15 protein-coding genes are annotated in these 14,522 nt (G+C 59.9%); 8 read left to right on the top strand and 7 right to left on the bottom strand.

Annotation, left to right across the window (positions count from 1 at the left end):
* Positions 1-645 precede the first annotated feature (645 nt).
* Both cysK and AC1DNI_RS18425 read right to left on the bottom strand, forming a co-directional pair.
* Complete coding sequence (gene cysK, locus AC1DNI_RS18430) at positions 646-1,620, bottom strand: cysteine synthase A (RefSeq protein ID WP_477692885.1); 975 nt, start codon at positions 1,618-1,620, stop codon at positions 646-648.
* Between the two features lie 141 nt (positions 1,621-1,761).
* The gene (locus AC1DNI_RS18425; RefSeq protein WP_477692897.1) at positions 1,762-2,382 is read right to left on the bottom strand and encodes a LysE family translocator; all 621 of its coding nucleotides are present in this window, start codon (positions 2,380-2,382) and stop codon (positions 1,762-1,764) included.
* A gap of 134 nt (positions 2,383-2,516) precedes the next feature.
* Here AC1DNI_RS18425 and mbfA point away from each other — a divergent pair, with 134 nt between their 5' ends.
* Together mbfA and AC1DNI_RS18415 are read left to right on the top strand one after the other, a co-directional pair.
* Positions 2,517-3,500, top strand: coding sequence for an iron exporter MbfA (gene mbfA / locus AC1DNI_RS18420; protein WP_477692884.1), 984 nt, complete (start codon positions 2,517-2,519; stop codon positions 3,498-3,500).
* 226 nt (positions 3,501-3,726) lie between these two features.
* Positions 3,727-3,867 (top strand): hypothetical protein, encoded by a 141-nt coding sequence (locus AC1DNI_RS18415; RefSeq protein ID WP_153669021.1) that lies wholly within the window; start codon positions 3,727-3,729, stop codon positions 3,865-3,867.
* Here AC1DNI_RS18415 and AC1DNI_RS18410 read toward each other — a convergent pair.
* Complete coding sequence (locus AC1DNI_RS18410; RefSeq protein WP_477692883.1) at positions 3,864-4,211, bottom strand: antibiotic biosynthesis monooxygenase family protein; 348 nt, start codon at positions 4,209-4,211, stop codon at positions 3,864-3,866. The two genes, AC1DNI_RS18415 and AC1DNI_RS18410, sit on opposite strands and share 4 nt — an antisense overlap.
* The gene (locus AC1DNI_RS18405; RefSeq protein WP_477692882.1) at positions 4,208-4,540 is read right to left on the bottom strand and encodes an NIPSNAP family protein; all 333 of its coding nucleotides are present in this window, start codon (positions 4,538-4,540) and stop codon (positions 4,208-4,210) included. Before AC1DNI_RS18405 ends, AC1DNI_RS18410 begins: the two co-directional genes overlap by 4 nt.
* Before the next feature lie 132 nt (positions 4,541-4,672).
* Between AC1DNI_RS18405 and AC1DNI_RS18400 the strand changes: the two genes are divergently transcribed.
* Positions 4,673-5,368 (top strand): ArsR/SmtB family transcription factor, encoded by a 696-nt coding sequence (locus AC1DNI_RS18400; protein WP_477692881.1) that lies wholly within the window; start codon positions 4,673-4,675, stop codon positions 5,366-5,368.
* Here AC1DNI_RS18400 and AC1DNI_RS18395 read toward each other — a convergent pair.
* Positions 5,365-6,078 carry an SDR family oxidoreductase gene (locus AC1DNI_RS18395; protein ID WP_477692880.1) on the bottom strand — a complete coding sequence of 238 codons (714 nt, stop codon included), beginning with the start codon at positions 6,076-6,078 and terminating at the stop codon, positions 5,365-5,367. The genes AC1DNI_RS18400 and AC1DNI_RS18395 overlap by 4 nt on opposite strands.
* Before the next feature lie 186 nt (positions 6,079-6,264).
* Between AC1DNI_RS18395 and AC1DNI_RS18390 the strand changes: the two genes are divergently transcribed.
* The 3 genes from AC1DNI_RS18390 to AC1DNI_RS18380 all read left to right on the top strand — a co-directional run bounded on the left by AC1DNI_RS18390 (position 6,265) and on the right by AC1DNI_RS18380 (position 8,087).
* On the top strand, positions 6,265-6,489 hold the full coding sequence (locus tag AC1DNI_RS18390; protein WP_477692879.1) for a hypothetical protein: 225 nt from the start codon (positions 6,265-6,267) through the stop codon (positions 6,487-6,489).
* Positions 6,490-6,690: 201 nt separating this feature from the next.
* A complete protein-coding gene (locus AC1DNI_RS18385) occupies positions 6,691-7,206 on the top strand; it encodes a GNAT family N-acetyltransferase (protein WP_477692878.1) in 516 nt (171 codons plus the stop codon).
* Between the two features lie 218 nt (positions 7,207-7,424).
* Positions 7,425-8,087, top strand: coding sequence for a YiaD family glycine zipper/OmpA-like lipoprotein (locus tag AC1DNI_RS18380; protein WP_091945527.1), 663 nt, complete (start codon positions 7,425-7,427; stop codon positions 8,085-8,087).
* On the opposite strand, the gene AC1DNI_RS18375 is transcribed toward AC1DNI_RS18380, so the two are convergent.
* Both AC1DNI_RS18375 and AC1DNI_RS18370 read right to left on the bottom strand, forming a co-directional pair.
* On the bottom strand, positions 8,080-8,997 hold the full coding sequence (locus AC1DNI_RS18375) for a pseudouridine-5'-phosphate glycosidase (RefSeq protein ID WP_477692877.1): 918 nt from the start codon (positions 8,995-8,997) through the stop codon (positions 8,080-8,082). The two genes, AC1DNI_RS18380 and AC1DNI_RS18375, sit on opposite strands and share 8 nt — an antisense overlap.
* Positions 8,998-9,011: 14 nt before the next feature.
* On the bottom strand, positions 9,012-9,962 hold the full coding sequence (locus AC1DNI_RS18370; protein ID WP_477692876.1) for a carbohydrate kinase family protein: 951 nt from the start codon (positions 9,960-9,962) through the stop codon (positions 9,012-9,014).
* 316 nt (positions 9,963-10,278) lie between these two features.
* Between AC1DNI_RS18370 and recA the strand changes: the two genes are divergently transcribed.
* Both recA and alaS read left to right on the top strand, forming a co-directional pair.
* Positions 10,279-11,370, top strand: coding sequence for a recombinase RecA (recA, locus tag AC1DNI_RS18365; protein ID WP_027231649.1), 1,092 nt, complete (start codon positions 10,279-10,281; stop codon positions 11,368-11,370).
* A 252-nt stretch (positions 11,371-11,622) separates the two neighbouring features.
* Positions 11,623-14,286 carry an alanine--tRNA ligase gene (gene alaS / locus AC1DNI_RS18360; protein WP_477692875.1) on the top strand — a complete coding sequence of 888 codons (2,664 nt, stop codon included), beginning with the start codon at positions 11,623-11,625 and terminating at the stop codon, positions 14,284-14,286.
* Positions 14,287-14,522: the final 236 nt, after the last annotated feature.

The raw sequence follows: 14,522 nt of genomic DNA, 5'->3' as shown, positions 1-14,522 counted from the left end.
AAGCGATGGCAGCATGCCGCAGGGAGCCCTGATGACGACGGGTGCAACCCTTTCCTCGGACGGTCGCCTGCGACAGCGGCTGCGGGCTGTAACAGAGCCCGCAGCCGCATTCCAAAATTACATCATCTCGAAGAAACAATCCTCGGGCCTTGTCCCGAGGATCCATCTTCCTTTTGCGGCGCAAACAGCGTCGACGATGGATCCTCGGGACAAGGGCCCGAGGATGACGGCAGCGGGAGTGGTTTCTGGAATGGGCAATGCGCCGTCGGGACAATCACGACAATCCCCAAGGATAACGGCAGTGAAGTAGTCTGGCCAGACGATCCTCCTAAGCCCCGCGGATGACGGCAACGGGAAAGGTGTTTGGTCCCAAAGGTGACGGTGGGTGAGGCGGGGGCCAAAGGGTGGCGGTGGGAAAAGACGATTGGGACCAAAGCGGAACGTCGTAGAGGAAGCCGTGCGCATTCGGAGTGGGTGGGGTCGTGCAGGGCTCCGCTCGAGATGCTGAGCCATTTCCGTTATCCGGCTATGCGCTCGTTGCCGATACAACCTCCCTATCCTTAAAGCACTACCGTTATCGTCGACCTACCACCGCCGTCCTCCTCGGGACGAGCCCAAGTAGCACAGTCGCGCGGATGCGCGAAACTAGCTATCCAGCCCGTCGAACAGCGCCGTGGAAAGATAACGTTCGGCGAAGGACGGGATTATCACGACGATGTTCTTGCCTGCATTTTCCGGGCGCTTGCCGATCTCGATCGCCGCCGTCAGCGCGGCGCCGGAGGAGATACCGACCGGAACGCCCTCAAGCCGGGCCACGAGACGCGCATTGGCAAAGGAATCCTCATTCGAGACCTGGATCACCTCGTCGTAGATATGTGTGTCAAGCACAGCAGGGGCGAACCCTGCGCCGATGCCCTGGATCTTGTGCGGACCGGGATTACCGCCGGAAAGCACCGGCGAATCCTTTGGCTCCACCGCAACGATTCGAACTTCGGGCTTACGCTGCTTCAGCACCTGGCCGACACCCGTGATCGTGCCGCCTGTGCCGATGCCGGCGACGAAGATATCGACCTTGCCCTCCGTGTCGTTCCAGATTTCCTCGGCGGTGGTGCGACGATGGATTTCAGGGTTGGCCGGATTGTCGAACTGGCCCGGAATAATCGCATCGGGCGTCGTTTCGACGAGCTCATTGGCCTTGGCAATCGCGCCCTTCATTCCCTTCGCGCCTTCGGTAAGCACCAGCTCGGCGCCAAGCAGCTTCAACATCTTGCGCCGCTCGACCGACATGGTTTCCGGCATGGTCAGGATCAGGCGGTACCCCTTCGCGGCGGCGGCAAAGGCAAGCGCAATGCCGGTATTGCCGGATGTAGGCTCGACGAATGTCGTCTTGCCCGGCGTCGCCTTGCCCTGCGCCTCCAGCGCTTCAATGAGCGCGACGCCGATACGGTCCTTGACGCTGGCAATGGGGTTGAAGAATTCGAGCTTGGCGAGAAGGTTGGCGCCGACGCCTTTTTCCTTGGCGAGCTTGTCGAGCCGGATGATGGGTGTATCGCCAATCGTATCCACGATCGAATTGTAGATGCGGCCACGGCCCGGCTTGCGCGCGTCATTGTTGCTCATTGATGAACTCCCATCCTGGATTGCGTCGTTGCGCCGATCTTATGGGGCAGCGGCGGAATTTCCTAGTCGAAGCCGTTCGGTCGCCGCATCGTCATTGGAAAATCCTGCCATTATCGCGTGAAAACTGGAAAATAATTCCAGTCAGGAAGCACGCCCCGCGATCGCAAGCGCTGCACCGGCCATGAAGGCGGCGGCCGTCCGGTTTAGCCGCTTCAACGCCCGTGGCGATGCAAGGAGGCCGCGCGCCCTTGCTGCAAGGGCGAGGTAAGGGATCAGCACCACCAGCAGCACCAGCACGGTAAGCGTTGCCAATATCGAATAGTCGGCGAGGGTGACAGCATGAAGGTCAACCAGCGTCGGCGTGAGGGCGATATAGAACAGCATCGTCTTTGGATTGCCGAGCGTGACAGTAAGGCCCGAAAGAACGCTTGCAGCCGGCCCGCCGCGGCTTTTCTTCGCCTCGATCTTCTCTGCGGAAATACCTGCGGACCAGAGACCCCAGGCAAGATAGGCGAGGTAGGCAACGCCAGCCCATTTGATGATGAGGAAGACGGTTGCAAAAGTCTGCGCCACCACGGCGAGGCCTAGGACCACTGCGGTAAGGTAGGTAAGGTCGCCGATAATGAGCCCGATCGACATGAACAGCGCCGAGCGAAAGCCGGAACCGAGCGCGCGTGCGATCAGTGCGGTGAGGCCCGGGCCGGGTATGGCCGCGGCGATGGCAAGAGCGCCCGAATAGGCGACAAAACCGGCAAGCGTCATGTTAAGTTCCTGGGTGATTGCGACGGAGCGGACCATATCCGCGTGGTTTCTTTCTGTCCATCGAAGGCCCGCGCGGACTTGAACAATGACGCTGAAAACTATAGTTTAGAATTATTCTAAATTAGGATGTTGTCATGCTCAGCCGGTTCTTCTACCATCGCCGCCATTCGCTCGAATCGCTCACCGAACAGGAGATTCTTGCGCTTGCCATTTCGTCAGAAGAGGACGATGCGCGAATTTACCTCGCCTATGCGGATGGGTTGCGCGAGAATTTTCCCGACAGCGCCAAAGTGTTCGAAGACATGGCCGAGGAGGAAAACCGGCACCGGCAAGTGCTGATCGAGCTGCATCAGGAGCGCTTCGGCAACCAGATTCCGCTCATTCGCCGGGAGCATGTGCGCGGTTATATCGAGCGCCGGCCCGATTGGCTGATGCGTCCGCTTGGTATCGACAAGGTGCGCGAGATGGCCGAGAAAATGGAGGAGCAAGCCTACAGATTTTATACCGAGGCGATGAAACTCGTCAGCGATGCCTCGACGCGCAAGCTGCTTGGCGATCTTGCCATCGCGGAAAAGGCCCATGAATCGCTGGCGCACCGGCTTGGTCTCAGACATACGCCGGACACGGTACAGGACGCGGAAAAGCAAACCGAGCGCCGCCAGTTGATACTGACCTATATCCAGCCCGGGCTTGCCGGTCTGATGGATGGTTCCGTTTCAACCCTGGCGCCGATCTTCGCGGCGGCCTTCGCCACGCAGGACACCTGGCAGACCTTTCTGGTCGGTCTCTCGGCCTCGCTTGGCGCCGGCATTTCCATGGGGTTCACCGAGGCCGCCCACGATGACGGCAAGCTCTCCGGCCGCGGATCGCCGCTGAAACGCGGCCTTGCCAATGGGTTGATGACGGCGATCGGCGGTCTCGGTCATGCCTTGCCTTACCTGATCCCCGATTTCTGGACAGCCACCACTGTCGCTGCCCTCGTCGTCTTCGTTGAGCTTTGGGCCATTGCCTATATCCAGCATCGCTTCATGGAGACGCCCTTCTTCCGTGCGGCGATCCAGGTGGTCCTTGGAGGCAGCCTTGTGCTCGCGACGGGTATCTTGATCGGCAATGCGTGATCGAACTAGGGACAAGCCCGAAGCGGTCGCAATGCTTTAAAAAGGGGTATTCTCGCGGCAATCTCCGTTGCGAAAACGTCTTTCTGCCCAAGTGGTTAAGGCTAATAATTGATGAATTTATCGGTCTTTAACCAATGGCGTTCAGGAGCTGTTCATATTTATGAGTTAAATTTTAGCTAATTGATCGCTACCGGTTCGCCCGGCAGCCAAATGCAAGAGACCAGACATGATGACCATGATTATCCAGCTGCGCGATACGCTTCGCGTCGTCCGCGAGTTCATTGTGCCGAGCTACCGGCCCGAACGCCACTATATGCGTGGTCCAGGACCGGCATGCGCCGAGCGCAATCACGGACAACGGGCCTAGGCATGATGGTAAGCCCGCGCATCAGACGGAGCCTCGTCACGGGCTCTGAGGCCATAGTCACGCATAACGGACGCAATCCGCAGCCGATAGTCGGCAAAGATCCCACCACGGCCGTCGCGTTGGGCAAGGCGATGTTCCTCGGTCTGGCGCCAAGCCGCCACTGACGCTTCGTCGCGCCAGAAGGAAAGGGAAAGGTAGCGGTTCTCGTTGGCAAGGCTGCGAAACCGTTCCACGGAGATGAACCCGTCCATCGTCTCCAGCAGCGGACGCAGATCCGCTGCCCGATCAAAATAATCCCCGGAGCGGCCCTCTGCCGGCTCAACCTCGAAAATCACTGCAATCATCGGATCAGTTCCTTCCCGTTCAATCCGGAAACGTGGGTGAAAAACGTGCGGTCCTCGCGGCGGATGAATTTCCTCTCCATTGAGAACGCATAGTTCGCACGGCCGACCGGATCGTCGCGCAGCTTGGCACGGTAGGCCTCGTAGGCTGCGAGGCTTTCTATATTGTAGATGCCGTAGGCCAGGGTAGCAGAACCTTCATGCGGTGCGAAATAACCGATCAGGTCGGCGCCGCAGCGCGGGATGGCCTCATTCCAGTTGCGGGCATATTCTTCGAATGCACCCCTTTGATAGGGATCGATGTCGTATTTGATAATGCAGGTGATCGCCATTTCTCTCGCTCCATCGCGTTTCTAACCGGCCATCAACATAGGCCGCGAAGGTGGCTTGATACTTCGGCCGTTTTCGAAGCATTGTCGGCAGGGGCAAGGCAATTTAGGGCAAGATGGCGTGAGGAAGATGCGATGTCGAACAACGCGAAATTTGCCGAAATTGCAGCGCTGGCGGGAGATCCCGGACGCGCAAGCATGCTCAACGGCTTGATGGACGGACGCGCGCTGACGGCATCGGAACTCGCGCAACTCGCCGGGATCACCGCGCAGACCGCGAGCAGCCACCTGACACGCATGACCGACGCCGGATTGCTGGCGGTGGAAAAACAGGGCCGGCACCGCTACCACCGCCTGGCATCGCCCGCCGTGGCTCAGATGATCGAGAGCATCATGCGCATTGCCGCGCCGGGCGTCGCTGCCAAGCCCGTTCGAACAGGGCCGCGCGACGCCGCCTTGCGGGCAGGGCGAACGTGTTACGATCATCTGGCCGGCCATCTCGGCGTCGCAATCACCGACGCGCTGGTTGACGCGGGTCACCTCGAGCTCGGTCTCGACGCCGGCGAAGTGACGGAGAGCGGGCGCGCGCTGCTTGACCGCGCCGGTATCGACATGGCGGCCTTGACCGCAGCCCGTGGCCGTATTCTCTGCCGGCCCTGCCTCGACTGGAGCGAAAGACGCCCGCATCTTGCCGGGGCCATCGGCGCGGCCCTGTGTAGCCATTGCTTCGAGCGCGGCTGGATCAGGCGCGTGGACGGGACGCGGGCCGTAACCGTCACGCCGAACGGGCAAAGGCAGCTGCGTGAGACGTTCGGCGTGAGCCTTGCCTAGACGTGCCGCGTAATTCCGCCATCGACACGGATATTCTGACCGGTGATATAGCCTGCATCGTCCGATAGCAGGAAAGCGGCCGTCTTGGCGATTTCGTTCATCGTGCCGACGCGCTTCATCGGGACCTTGCCCGCCGTCTCCGGCTTGTGGTCCAGACTGTCGATGAAGCCCGGAAGCAACGCGTTCATGCGGATGTTATCGGCGGCATAACGGTCGGAATAAAGCTTGGTATAGGCGCCTACGGCGGCGCGATAGGCGCAGGAAACCGGAAAGACCAGGCTTGGCTCGAAGGCCGCGAAAGTCGTGATGTTCACGAAGGCGCCCTTGCCTTGCTTGAGCATGTAGGGCGTCACCAGCCGCGCCATGCGCACGACGCTCAGTACCATCAGGTCATTGCCAATCGCCCATTTGTCGTCGGTGATGTCGAGAAGATCGCCCTTCGGCGGATGTCCCGTGTGGTTGACCACCGCATCGACACGGCCATAGGCCTCCACGGTTTGTGCGACCAGCGCCTCGAGATCGCTGGCTTCGCCCGCGGACCCTTTCAGGCCGATCGCGCCAAGTTCGCCGGCAAGCTCGACGGCGCTGCCTGAGGGCGACATCAGGCCGAGGCGGTAGCCGCGGCCATGCAGTTCGCGCGCGATGGCGGCGCCCATGCCGCGTCCTCCGCCGGTAATGATTGCAACAGGAGCTTCTTGTGATTGCGTCATGGTTCTCGCCCTTCTTCTCGAATGGCGGGGAGCATCATTGATTGTCCTGATGGACGCAAACGAATTCAGGATGCAAAGGCCTTCAAATTTTTTGAAGAACGTTGAGAAAATGAGTCAAAAGTCGAATTGAAACCTCTGATGTTGTTATGCGAATTTATGGCAGTTCCAATGGGAAAAGACATGACGATGGCGATAGCATTTGATACGCTTGGATATTCAAAACGATTGCGTGCCGGTGGTGTCGACCAGCAGCACGCAGAGACCCATGCCGAAGCCGCGAGGGATTACATCATGTCAGAACTCGTTACGAGGTCCGATCTTGCAGCCGCGCTACATGCTCAAACAGTGCGGCTCGGTATGATGATGACGGTGGGCTTTGGCATACTCGCAACGCTGATGAAGCTCATCTGACGACCTTTCATTGAATTCCCCCGCTCAGTAGGTTTTAATCGCTGCAATGACCCTTCGTTCGACCATCATGATGCCGCGCGGAATCCCTGTCGGGGATGGTGGGATCCTGTTGCGCTGAATCGACCGCGATAATCCACCAAACCCTGCCACCGAGATGAGCAGGGCCGGAACTCCGCTCTCTCAAACAAGATGGAGAGCTTCATGAGTGAACCCAAACCACAATCTGCTCCAGAATTCCTGATCCGCGCCACGCGGGCGGAAGATGTCGAGCAGATCACCGCGCTTTCGAATTTGCCCCGCTATCGCGCCGGAACATTGCGCCTGCCTTATCAAAGCCTGGAGCAGACGCGGTCGTGGCTCGCCGGCCATGGCACCGCAACGCTCAGCATCGTTGCCGAGATCAACAGCCAGATCGTCGGACTTGCGGGGCTCACGCGATTCCAGGGCAGACGCCAACATGCGGCGGGCCTTGGCATAGGGGTCCACGATGCGTTTACCGGCAGGGGCATCGGCAGTGCTCTCCTCGGTGCCTTGCTCGACGCGGCTGATAATTGGCTGGATATCAAGCGCGTTGAGCTGACGGTTTTCACCGACAATGAGGCTGCCATTCACCTCTATGAGACGTTTGGCTTTGAACGCGAGGGGTTGCATAAAGCCTACGCCTTCAAGGAAGGTCGATATGCCGATTGTCTCGCGATGGCACGGATCAGAGCGTAGCCGTGATATCGGTGAACTGGTGGATGGCGACGCCACGGCTTTAAGCCCCACGCGCCGTCATACCGTGCCTTCACAAAATCAGTTCGACCTTAGTCTAAGGCCGCCAGCCCAGTCGCGAGGATGGCAGTATAGGTGCGTCTAGCACGCATTTTGCCCTCCCATATTTTGCCCGAATCGCTTGTATAGTCCGCGCCACATCCAAACGGGGACTTGATTCGATGATGAAGAAATTTGCCATCAGCTGCCTGGCAGCGACCTTTCTGGCGGGCTGCACGACGACGGACCCCTATACGGGTGACCAGAAGATGTCGAACACCGCCGGCGGCGCCTTGATCGGGACGGCAGCAGGTGCGCTCGCCGGTTTTGCCATTGGCGGCGGCAGCGGCAAGTCGGGTCGCAATGGCGCGCTGATCGGTGCAGGCATCGGTGCGCTCAGTGGCGGCGCGATCGGCAACTACATGGACCGCCAGGAAGCGGAGTTGCGCGCGCAGCTTCAAGGGACCGGCGTCTCGGTTACCCGGAATGGCGACCGGATCATTCTGAACATGCCGTCAAACATTACCTTCAACACCGACCAGGATCAGGTGAAGCCGGAGTTCTACCCGACGCTCAGTTCCGTCGCTGTGGTCCTGCGTAAATTCAACCAGACCATCGTCGATGTCGCCGGCCATACGGATTCAACCGGCAGCCTGCAGCACAACGAGCTTCTGTCCGAGCGCCGGGCTCTTTCCGTATCCAACTACCTGACCCAGCAGGGCATCGACAACCGCCGCTTCGACGTACGCGGCTTCGGCCCCTCGCAGCCGGTGGCAACCAACGCGACCGAAGCCGGGCGCGCCCAGAATCGCCGCGTCGAAATCCAGATCGCGCCGCTTACCTGATAGCGAGCGCCACGGCGATCTTCGCTGCAAGGCGCGCATTGTTCTCGACGAGAGCGATGTTCGCCTTGAGGCTCTCGCCCTTGGTGATGTCGAGAATTTCGGAGAGCAGATATGGCGTCACGGCCTTGCCGGTGACGCCATTTTTCGTGGCGCGAACGATCGCCTCGCCGATATAGCCTGCCATTCTCTCCGCCGGAATTTCGTCCGCCGCCGGAATGGGATTGGCGATCAGCATGCCGCCGTTGACGCCGATGGCTTCGCGCGCCCGTTGAAACCCGGCGATGGCTTCGGCAGATTCGAGCCGCAGCGGCGCCTTGATTGGCGATTGGCGCGACCAGAAGGCGGGAAGCACATCGGCGCCATGGACGACGACCGGAACGCCCTTGGTTTCAAGCACTTCCAGCGTCTTTTCGATATCGAGAATGGCCTTGGCCCCCGCCGAGACGACGATGACCGAGGTCCGACCGAGCTCTTCAAGGTCAGCCGAAATATCGAAACTCAGTTCTGCGCCCTTGTGCACGCCGCCGATGCCGCCCGTGGCAAAGACCTTGATGCCTGCAAGATGCGCGGCAAGCATGGTGGCCGCAACCGTTGTGCCGCCAGTGCGTCCTTCGGCAAGCGCAAAGGCAAGGTCGGCGCGCGACAGCTTCATGGCGCCTTTCACCTGCGCGAGCGCTTCACGTTCATCGGCGGAGAGCCCGATCTTGAGGCGGCCGTCGACAATGGCAATCGTCGCTGGAACAGCGCCTTCTTCCGCGATGATGGCCTCGACATCCGCGGCCATGCGGCTGTTGTCCGGGTAAGGCATGCCATGAGTGATGATCGTGCTTTCCAGCGCGACAACCGGTTTGCCCGCATCAAGTGCCTGTTCGACCTCGGGGGCTATATCGGTAAAGGGATTGAGGGTCATGTCGGCTCCTTTGATCAACGCAGCAAGGTCGCATGGGGTATCAAGGAAAGCGCTGCGTCGAATTCCTCGGGGGTAAAGATCGGGCTGGCGGAATGTGTCTTCAATGTCAGCATCGACGCGGTCATACCTTGGCGGACTGCCTCGTGAAACGCGACACCTTGCATCAGCCCCGCAATCGTGCCGCCGGCAAGCGCGTCACCTGCGCCGGTCACATCGGCAATGCCGTCGACGCCAGGCGGTTCGAGTGTATAGGCTAGATCATTATGGTAGGCGAGGGTGGGGCCGGCGCCATTGCTGACGACGGCGCCTTGAAGGCCCGCCGCGCGCAACGCTGCGCAGATTTCCTTTAGCTGTGCCGATTGGCCAAGGCCGGTCAGCGCCAATGCTTCACGGCGGTTCATGAAAAGGCAGCTGAGATGGCCAAGGATCGTGCGCAGGCGCACCGCCTTTGCCGGGGATATCGCCAGGGCATAGATCGGCCGATGTCCCGCAAGGCCCGCAAGCCTTTCCAGCGCATCGGCCGGAAGGTTGGCATCGCAAAATATGGCGTCGGCCGCCGCCACGGCATCGCGCACCTTGCGCCGGCGCAATTGCCGCGGGAGCGCAACCTCATAAAGCGCCATGTCGGCGATTGCGGCGACGACATCGCCATGTTCGTCGAGGATTGCCGTATAGCTCGGCGTCGCGCGGTCCATGAAAACGACGGAGCTATCGATGATGCCGGCTGATTCGATCGCTGCGCCAATCGTCTCGCCGATACGGTCGCCGCCGCGTATGGACAAGAGTTCAGCGGCGATGCCGCGCTGCATCGCCAACCTCAACGCATTGAAGACACCGCCGCCCGGCTCTTCGCGCATGATGCCGGGGTTTGAAGCGCCGGGCACAAACGGTACGGTGCTTTGGCCGCGCCGGTCGAGATGGGCGCCGCCAACAGCAAAGAGCAGCGGTTTGTTGCCTGACGTCATGGGTGATTGCTTGTCCGATTAAAACCACGGATTGAAGGGCTGGCGTTGCGCTACCTCTCTAAAGTGTCAGTCGGACTGGCGCAATAATCCGGCCGATTCGATTTTCGTAACTCCGGTTTGTCCGGCAATGCCTGGGAACAGCGGAAAGCTTGCCTGACAGCATGTCGCGCCCGTACAAGAACATTTTACGAACATTTTAAAGTTATGCATTTATTTCAATCACTTATGTCTATTGCAAAATGAGAACAAAACAGATACAAATAAGTTCATCAGAAGCGACATCCGGACTTCATGCACAACACAGGGGTAGTGTAACATGGCTCAAAATTCATTGCGGTTGGTTGAGGGTAATTCGGTGGATAAAACGAAAGCGCTGGATGCGGCATTGTCCCAGATCGAGAGGGCCTTTGGAAAGGGCTCGATCATGCGGCTTGGCCGCAACGAGCAGGTTGTGGAGATCGAAACGGTTCCGACCGGCTCGCTGTCGCTCGATATTGCCCTCGGCGTCGGCGGATTGCCGAAAGGCCGCATCGTCGAGATTTACGGGCCTGAAAGCTCAGGCAAGACCACGCTTGCCCTGCATACGATCGCAGAAGCCCAGAAGAAGGGCGGCATTTGCGCCTTTGTCGATGCCGAGCACGCGCTTGACCCCGTCTATGCCCGCAAGCTTGGCGTTGATCTTGAGAACCTTCTGATCTCGCAGCCGGATACGGGCGAGCAGGCGCTTGAAATTACCGATACGCTGGTGCGTTCCGGCGCCATCGACGTTCTCGTCGTCGATTCCGTTGCGGCGCTGACGCCCCGGGCGGAAATCGAGGGCGAGATGGGCGATTCCCTGCCGGGTCTGCAGGCCCGCCTGATGAGCCAGGCGCTGCGCAAGCTTACCGCATCGATTTCCCGTTCCAATTGCATGGTCATCTTCATCAACCAGATCCGCATGAAGATCGGCGTGATGTTCGGTTCACCCGAAACGACGACGGGGGGCAATGCGCTGAAGTTCTATGCATCTGTTCGCCTCGATATCCGCCGCATCGGATCGCTCAAGGAGCGTGACGAGGTCGTTGGCAACCAGACGCGCGTCAAGGTCGTCAAAAACAAGCTGGCGCCGCCCTTCAAGCAGGTCGAGTTCGATATCATGTATGGCGAGGGCGTCTCCAAGACGGGAGAGCTGGTCGATCTTGGCGTCAAGGCCGGCATCGTCGAAAAGTCTGGTTCATGGTTCTCCTATAATTCGCAGCGTCTCGGCCAGGGCCGCGACAACGCGAAACTGTTCCTCAAGGAGAATCCGGAAATAGCCAATGAGATCGAACTGGCGCTGCGCCAGAATGCCGGTCTCATTGCCGAGCAGATGCTCGACAAGAATGTCGGGGAAGTAGAGGATGACGAGCCCGACGCCGCCGAAGGCTGAGCCGTCTCGCAGATATTGACTGAGGATTTGAGACCCGCGGCCGGTGACGGCTGCGGGTCTTGGCATTTTGCTGTGGCCAGTTCCCAGGCCGGCCGCGCTTTGCCTTGGACCATTCCCTGGCCGTCCGCACCTGACGGCAATATGGATTTTCTGGACAGCACGCAGCCCTGTCGCTACAAGCGTTTCGTTCCGCTCCTTCGCATAGAATGGGGCTAATTCCATTTGGATATAAGAAGTCAGAAGGCAAGCAGCATGAGTGGCGTCAACGAGATCCGGTCGACATTTCTGAACTATTTCAAGAAGAACGGCCATGAGATCGTGGCGTCCAGCCCGCTCGTGCCGCGCAATGACCCGACGCTGATGTTCACCAATGCGGGCATGGTGCAATTCAAGAATGTTTTCACCGGCATCGAGCACCGTCCCTATAATCGGGCGACGACATCGCAGAAATGCGTACGCGCCGGCGGCAAGCACAATGACCTCGACAATGTCGGCTATACGGCGCGTCACCACACGTTCTTCGAAATGCTCGGCAACTTTTCCTTTGGCGATTACTTCAAGGAAGAGGCGATCTCGCTTGCGTGGAACCTGATTACCAAGGAATTCGGGCTTCCAAAGGACAAGCTGACGGTGACCGTCTACCACACCGACGATGCAGCAGCCGGGTTCTGGAAGAAGATCGCCGGACTTCCGGAAGAGAAAATCATCCGCATCGCCACGAGCGATAATTTCTGGGCGATGGGCGATACGGGTCCGTGCGGTCCGTGCTCGGAAATCTTCTACGATCACGGTGCTGAAATCTGGGGCGGCCCTCCCGGGAGCGCCGATGAGGACGGCGACCGTTTCATCGAAATCTGGAACCTCGTCTTCATGCAGTTCGAGCAGGTGACGAAGGAGCAGCGCATCGATCTGCCGCGCCCGTCGATCGATACCGGCATGGGCCTAGAGCGCCTTGCCGCTGTGCTTCAGGGCAAGCACGACAATTACGACATCGACCTGTTCCAGACCCTGATCCACGCATCCGAGGAGGCAACGGGAGTAAAGGCCGAGGGCAAGTTCCGCGCCAGCCACCGGGTAATAGCTGATCACCTGCGCTCCTCAAGCTTTCTTATCGCTGATGGGGTATTGCCGTCGAACGAAGGTCGCGGCTATGTGCTGCGCCGTATCATGCGCCGCGCCATGCGTCATGCGCAGCTCCTTGGCGCACGCGAGCCTCTGATGTGGCGGCTGTTACCGGCGCTGGTGCGCGAAATGGGCCAGGCCTATCCCGAACTCGTACGCGCCGAAGCACTGATCTCGGAAACGCTCAAGCTTGAAGAAAAGCGCTTCCGCAAGACCCTCGATCGCGGGCTCGGCCTCCTCGGCGAAGCGACCGAATCCCTCGGCGAGGGCGACAAGCTCGATGGCGAGACCGCGTTCAAGCTGTACGACACCTATGGTTTCCCGCTCGACCTGACGCAGGATGCGCTGCGCCAGCGCGGCATCGGCGTCGACACGGAAGCCTTTGATGCGGCCATGGAAAGGCAGAAAGCCGAGGCGCGCGCGAGCTGGGCGGGTTCCGGCGATGCCGCGACCGAGACCGTCTGGTTCTCCGTTCGCGACAAGGTCGGTGCCACCGAATTTCTCGGCTATGAGACCGAGCAGGCTGAAGGCGTCATAACCGCGCTGGTTGAGAACGGTGCCAGCGTCGAAACGGCGGGCGAAGGCGATGCTGTGGCAGTCGTTGTCAACCAGACGCCTTTCTATGGCGAATCCGGCGGACAGCAGGGCGATACCGGAACGATCACCGGCGACGGCCTTGTCATCGAGATCAGCGATACGCAGAAGAAGAATGACGGCGTCTTCGTCCATATCGGCAAGGTGACGAAGGGAACGGCGAAGGTCGGTGCCCCGGTCGAACTTATCGTCGACAAGGCGCGCCGCACCCGCATCCGCTCCAACCATTCGGCAACGCACCTGTTGCATGAGGCGCTGCGCGAAACGCTCGGAACACATGTTGCCCAGAAGGGCTCGCTTGTTGCCCCGGATCGGCTGCGCTTCGATTTTTCACACCCCAAGCCGATTTCCGACAAGGAACTTGCGGCAATCGAAGACATCGCCAATGAGATCGTGTTGCAGAACGCGCCGGTATCGACGCGCCTCATGGCGGTCGACGATGCGATTGCCGAAGGCGCTATGGCGCTCTTCGGTGAAAAATACGGCGATGAGGTTCGCGTCGTCTCCATGGGCACGGCAGTGCAGGGCGAGAAGGCCGGAAAAAGCTACTCCACCGAGCTTTGCGGCGGCACGCATGTACGCGCCACGGGTGATATCGGGCTTATTCGCGTGGTTTCTGAAGGCGCTGTCGCTGCTGGCGTGCGCCGCCTTGAGGCACTGACCGGAGAAGCTGCGCGGCGCTATCTCGAGGAACAGGACGACCGCGTCAAGGCAATCGCTTCGGTTCTGAAGGCGACACCGGCCGATGCGCTGGCCCGGGTGACGGCGCTGGTCGATGAACGCCGCAAGCTCGAACGCGAGCTTACCGAGGCCCGCAAGCAATTGGCTCTTGGCGGCGGTTCTTCCGGAGCCGCGGGCAGCGCGCCGGAGACGGTCAACGGTATCGGCTTCATCGGCAAGGTGGTGAGCGGCGTCAATCCGCGCGACCTGAAGCCGCTCGCCGATGATGCCAAGAAGAGCGTCGGCTCGGGGGTCGTGACCTTCGTCGGCGTCTCCGAAGATGGCAAGGCGAGCGCGGTTGTCGGGGTCACCGAGGATCTTGTCGGCAAGTACAGCGCCGTCGATCTTGTCCGCATTGCGTCCGCAGCTCTCGGCGGCGCGGGCGGCGGCGGCCGGCCCGATATGGCCCAGGCCGGCGGCCCGGATGGCGCAAAAGCGGAAGACGCGATTTCGGCCGTGCGCCAGGCGCTCGGCGCCTAGGTTCGCATGCCCGGTCATGCTGCGGTATGACCGGGCCAACTCGCCGCTGTGCGCATTATACTTATTGTCAATAGTGCTGCGTTGGAACGTACTTGCTCTTTCAAGCGTTGCGTGACGTAATGCTTGAATAGTATTTTGATTGTTAAGTTTTTGGCTTGGTATAAGCACTAGATTCGAGTGCTATTGCGGAAGCGCCGACTGATCTTGGCGAAGTTTTATTATTTGTTGTGACGGTC

The organism is Phyllobacterium sp. 01N428, from assembly GCF_056399405.1.
The sequence above is the reverse complement of the archived record's forward strand: the minus strand, read 5'-3'. Positions and strand labels throughout refer to the sequence as shown.

Excerpts from the sequence above, each read along its gene's own strand:
- cysK (WP_477692885.1), bottom strand. The coding sequence starts at position 1,620 with ATGAGCAACAATGACGCGCGCAAGCCGGGCCGTGGCCGCATCTACAAT.
- AC1DNI_RS18425 (WP_477692897.1), bottom strand. The coding sequence starts at position 2,382 with ATGACGCTTGCCGGTTTTGTCGCCTATTCGGGCGCTCTTGCCATCGCC.
- mbfA (WP_477692884.1), top strand. The coding sequence starts at position 2,517 with ATGCTCAGCCGGTTCTTCTACCATCGCCGCCATTCGCTCGAATCGCTC.
- AC1DNI_RS18415 (WP_153669021.1), top strand. The coding sequence starts at position 3,727 with ATGATGACCATGATTATCCAGCTGCGCGATACGCTTCGCGTCGTCCGC.
- AC1DNI_RS18410 (WP_477692883.1), bottom strand. The coding sequence starts at position 4,211 with ATGATTGCAGTGATTTTCGAGGTTGAGCCGGCAGAGGGCCGCTCCGGG.
- AC1DNI_RS18405 (WP_477692882.1), bottom strand. The coding sequence starts at position 4,540 with ATGGCGATCACCTGCATTATCAAATACGACATCGATCCCTATCAAAGG.
- AC1DNI_RS18400 (WP_477692881.1), top strand. The coding sequence starts at position 4,673 with ATGTCGAACAACGCGAAATTTGCCGAAATTGCAGCGCTGGCGGGAGAT.
- AC1DNI_RS18395 (WP_477692880.1), bottom strand. The coding sequence starts at position 6,078 with ATGACGCAATCACAAGAAGCTCCTGTTGCAATCATTACCGGCGGAGGA.
- AC1DNI_RS18390 (WP_477692879.1), top strand. The coding sequence starts at position 6,265 with ATGGCGATAGCATTTGATACGCTTGGATATTCAAAACGATTGCGTGCC.
- AC1DNI_RS18385 (WP_477692878.1), top strand. The coding sequence starts at position 6,691 with ATGAGTGAACCCAAACCACAATCTGCTCCAGAATTCCTGATCCGCGCC.
- AC1DNI_RS18380 (WP_091945527.1), top strand. The coding sequence starts at position 7,425 with ATGATGAAGAAATTTGCCATCAGCTGCCTGGCAGCGACCTTTCTGGCG.
- AC1DNI_RS18375 (WP_477692877.1), bottom strand. The coding sequence starts at position 8,997 with ATGACCCTCAATCCCTTTACCGATATAGCCCCCGAGGTCGAACAGGCA.
- AC1DNI_RS18370 (WP_477692876.1), bottom strand. The coding sequence starts at position 9,962 with ATGACGTCAGGCAACAAACCGCTGCTCTTTGCTGTTGGCGGCGCCCAT.
- recA (WP_027231649.1), top strand. The coding sequence starts at position 10,279 with ATGGCTCAAAATTCATTGCGGTTGGTTGAGGGTAATTCGGTGGATAAA.
- alaS (WP_477692875.1), top strand. The coding sequence starts at position 11,623 with ATGAGTGGCGTCAACGAGATCCGGTCGACATTTCTGAACTATTTCAAG.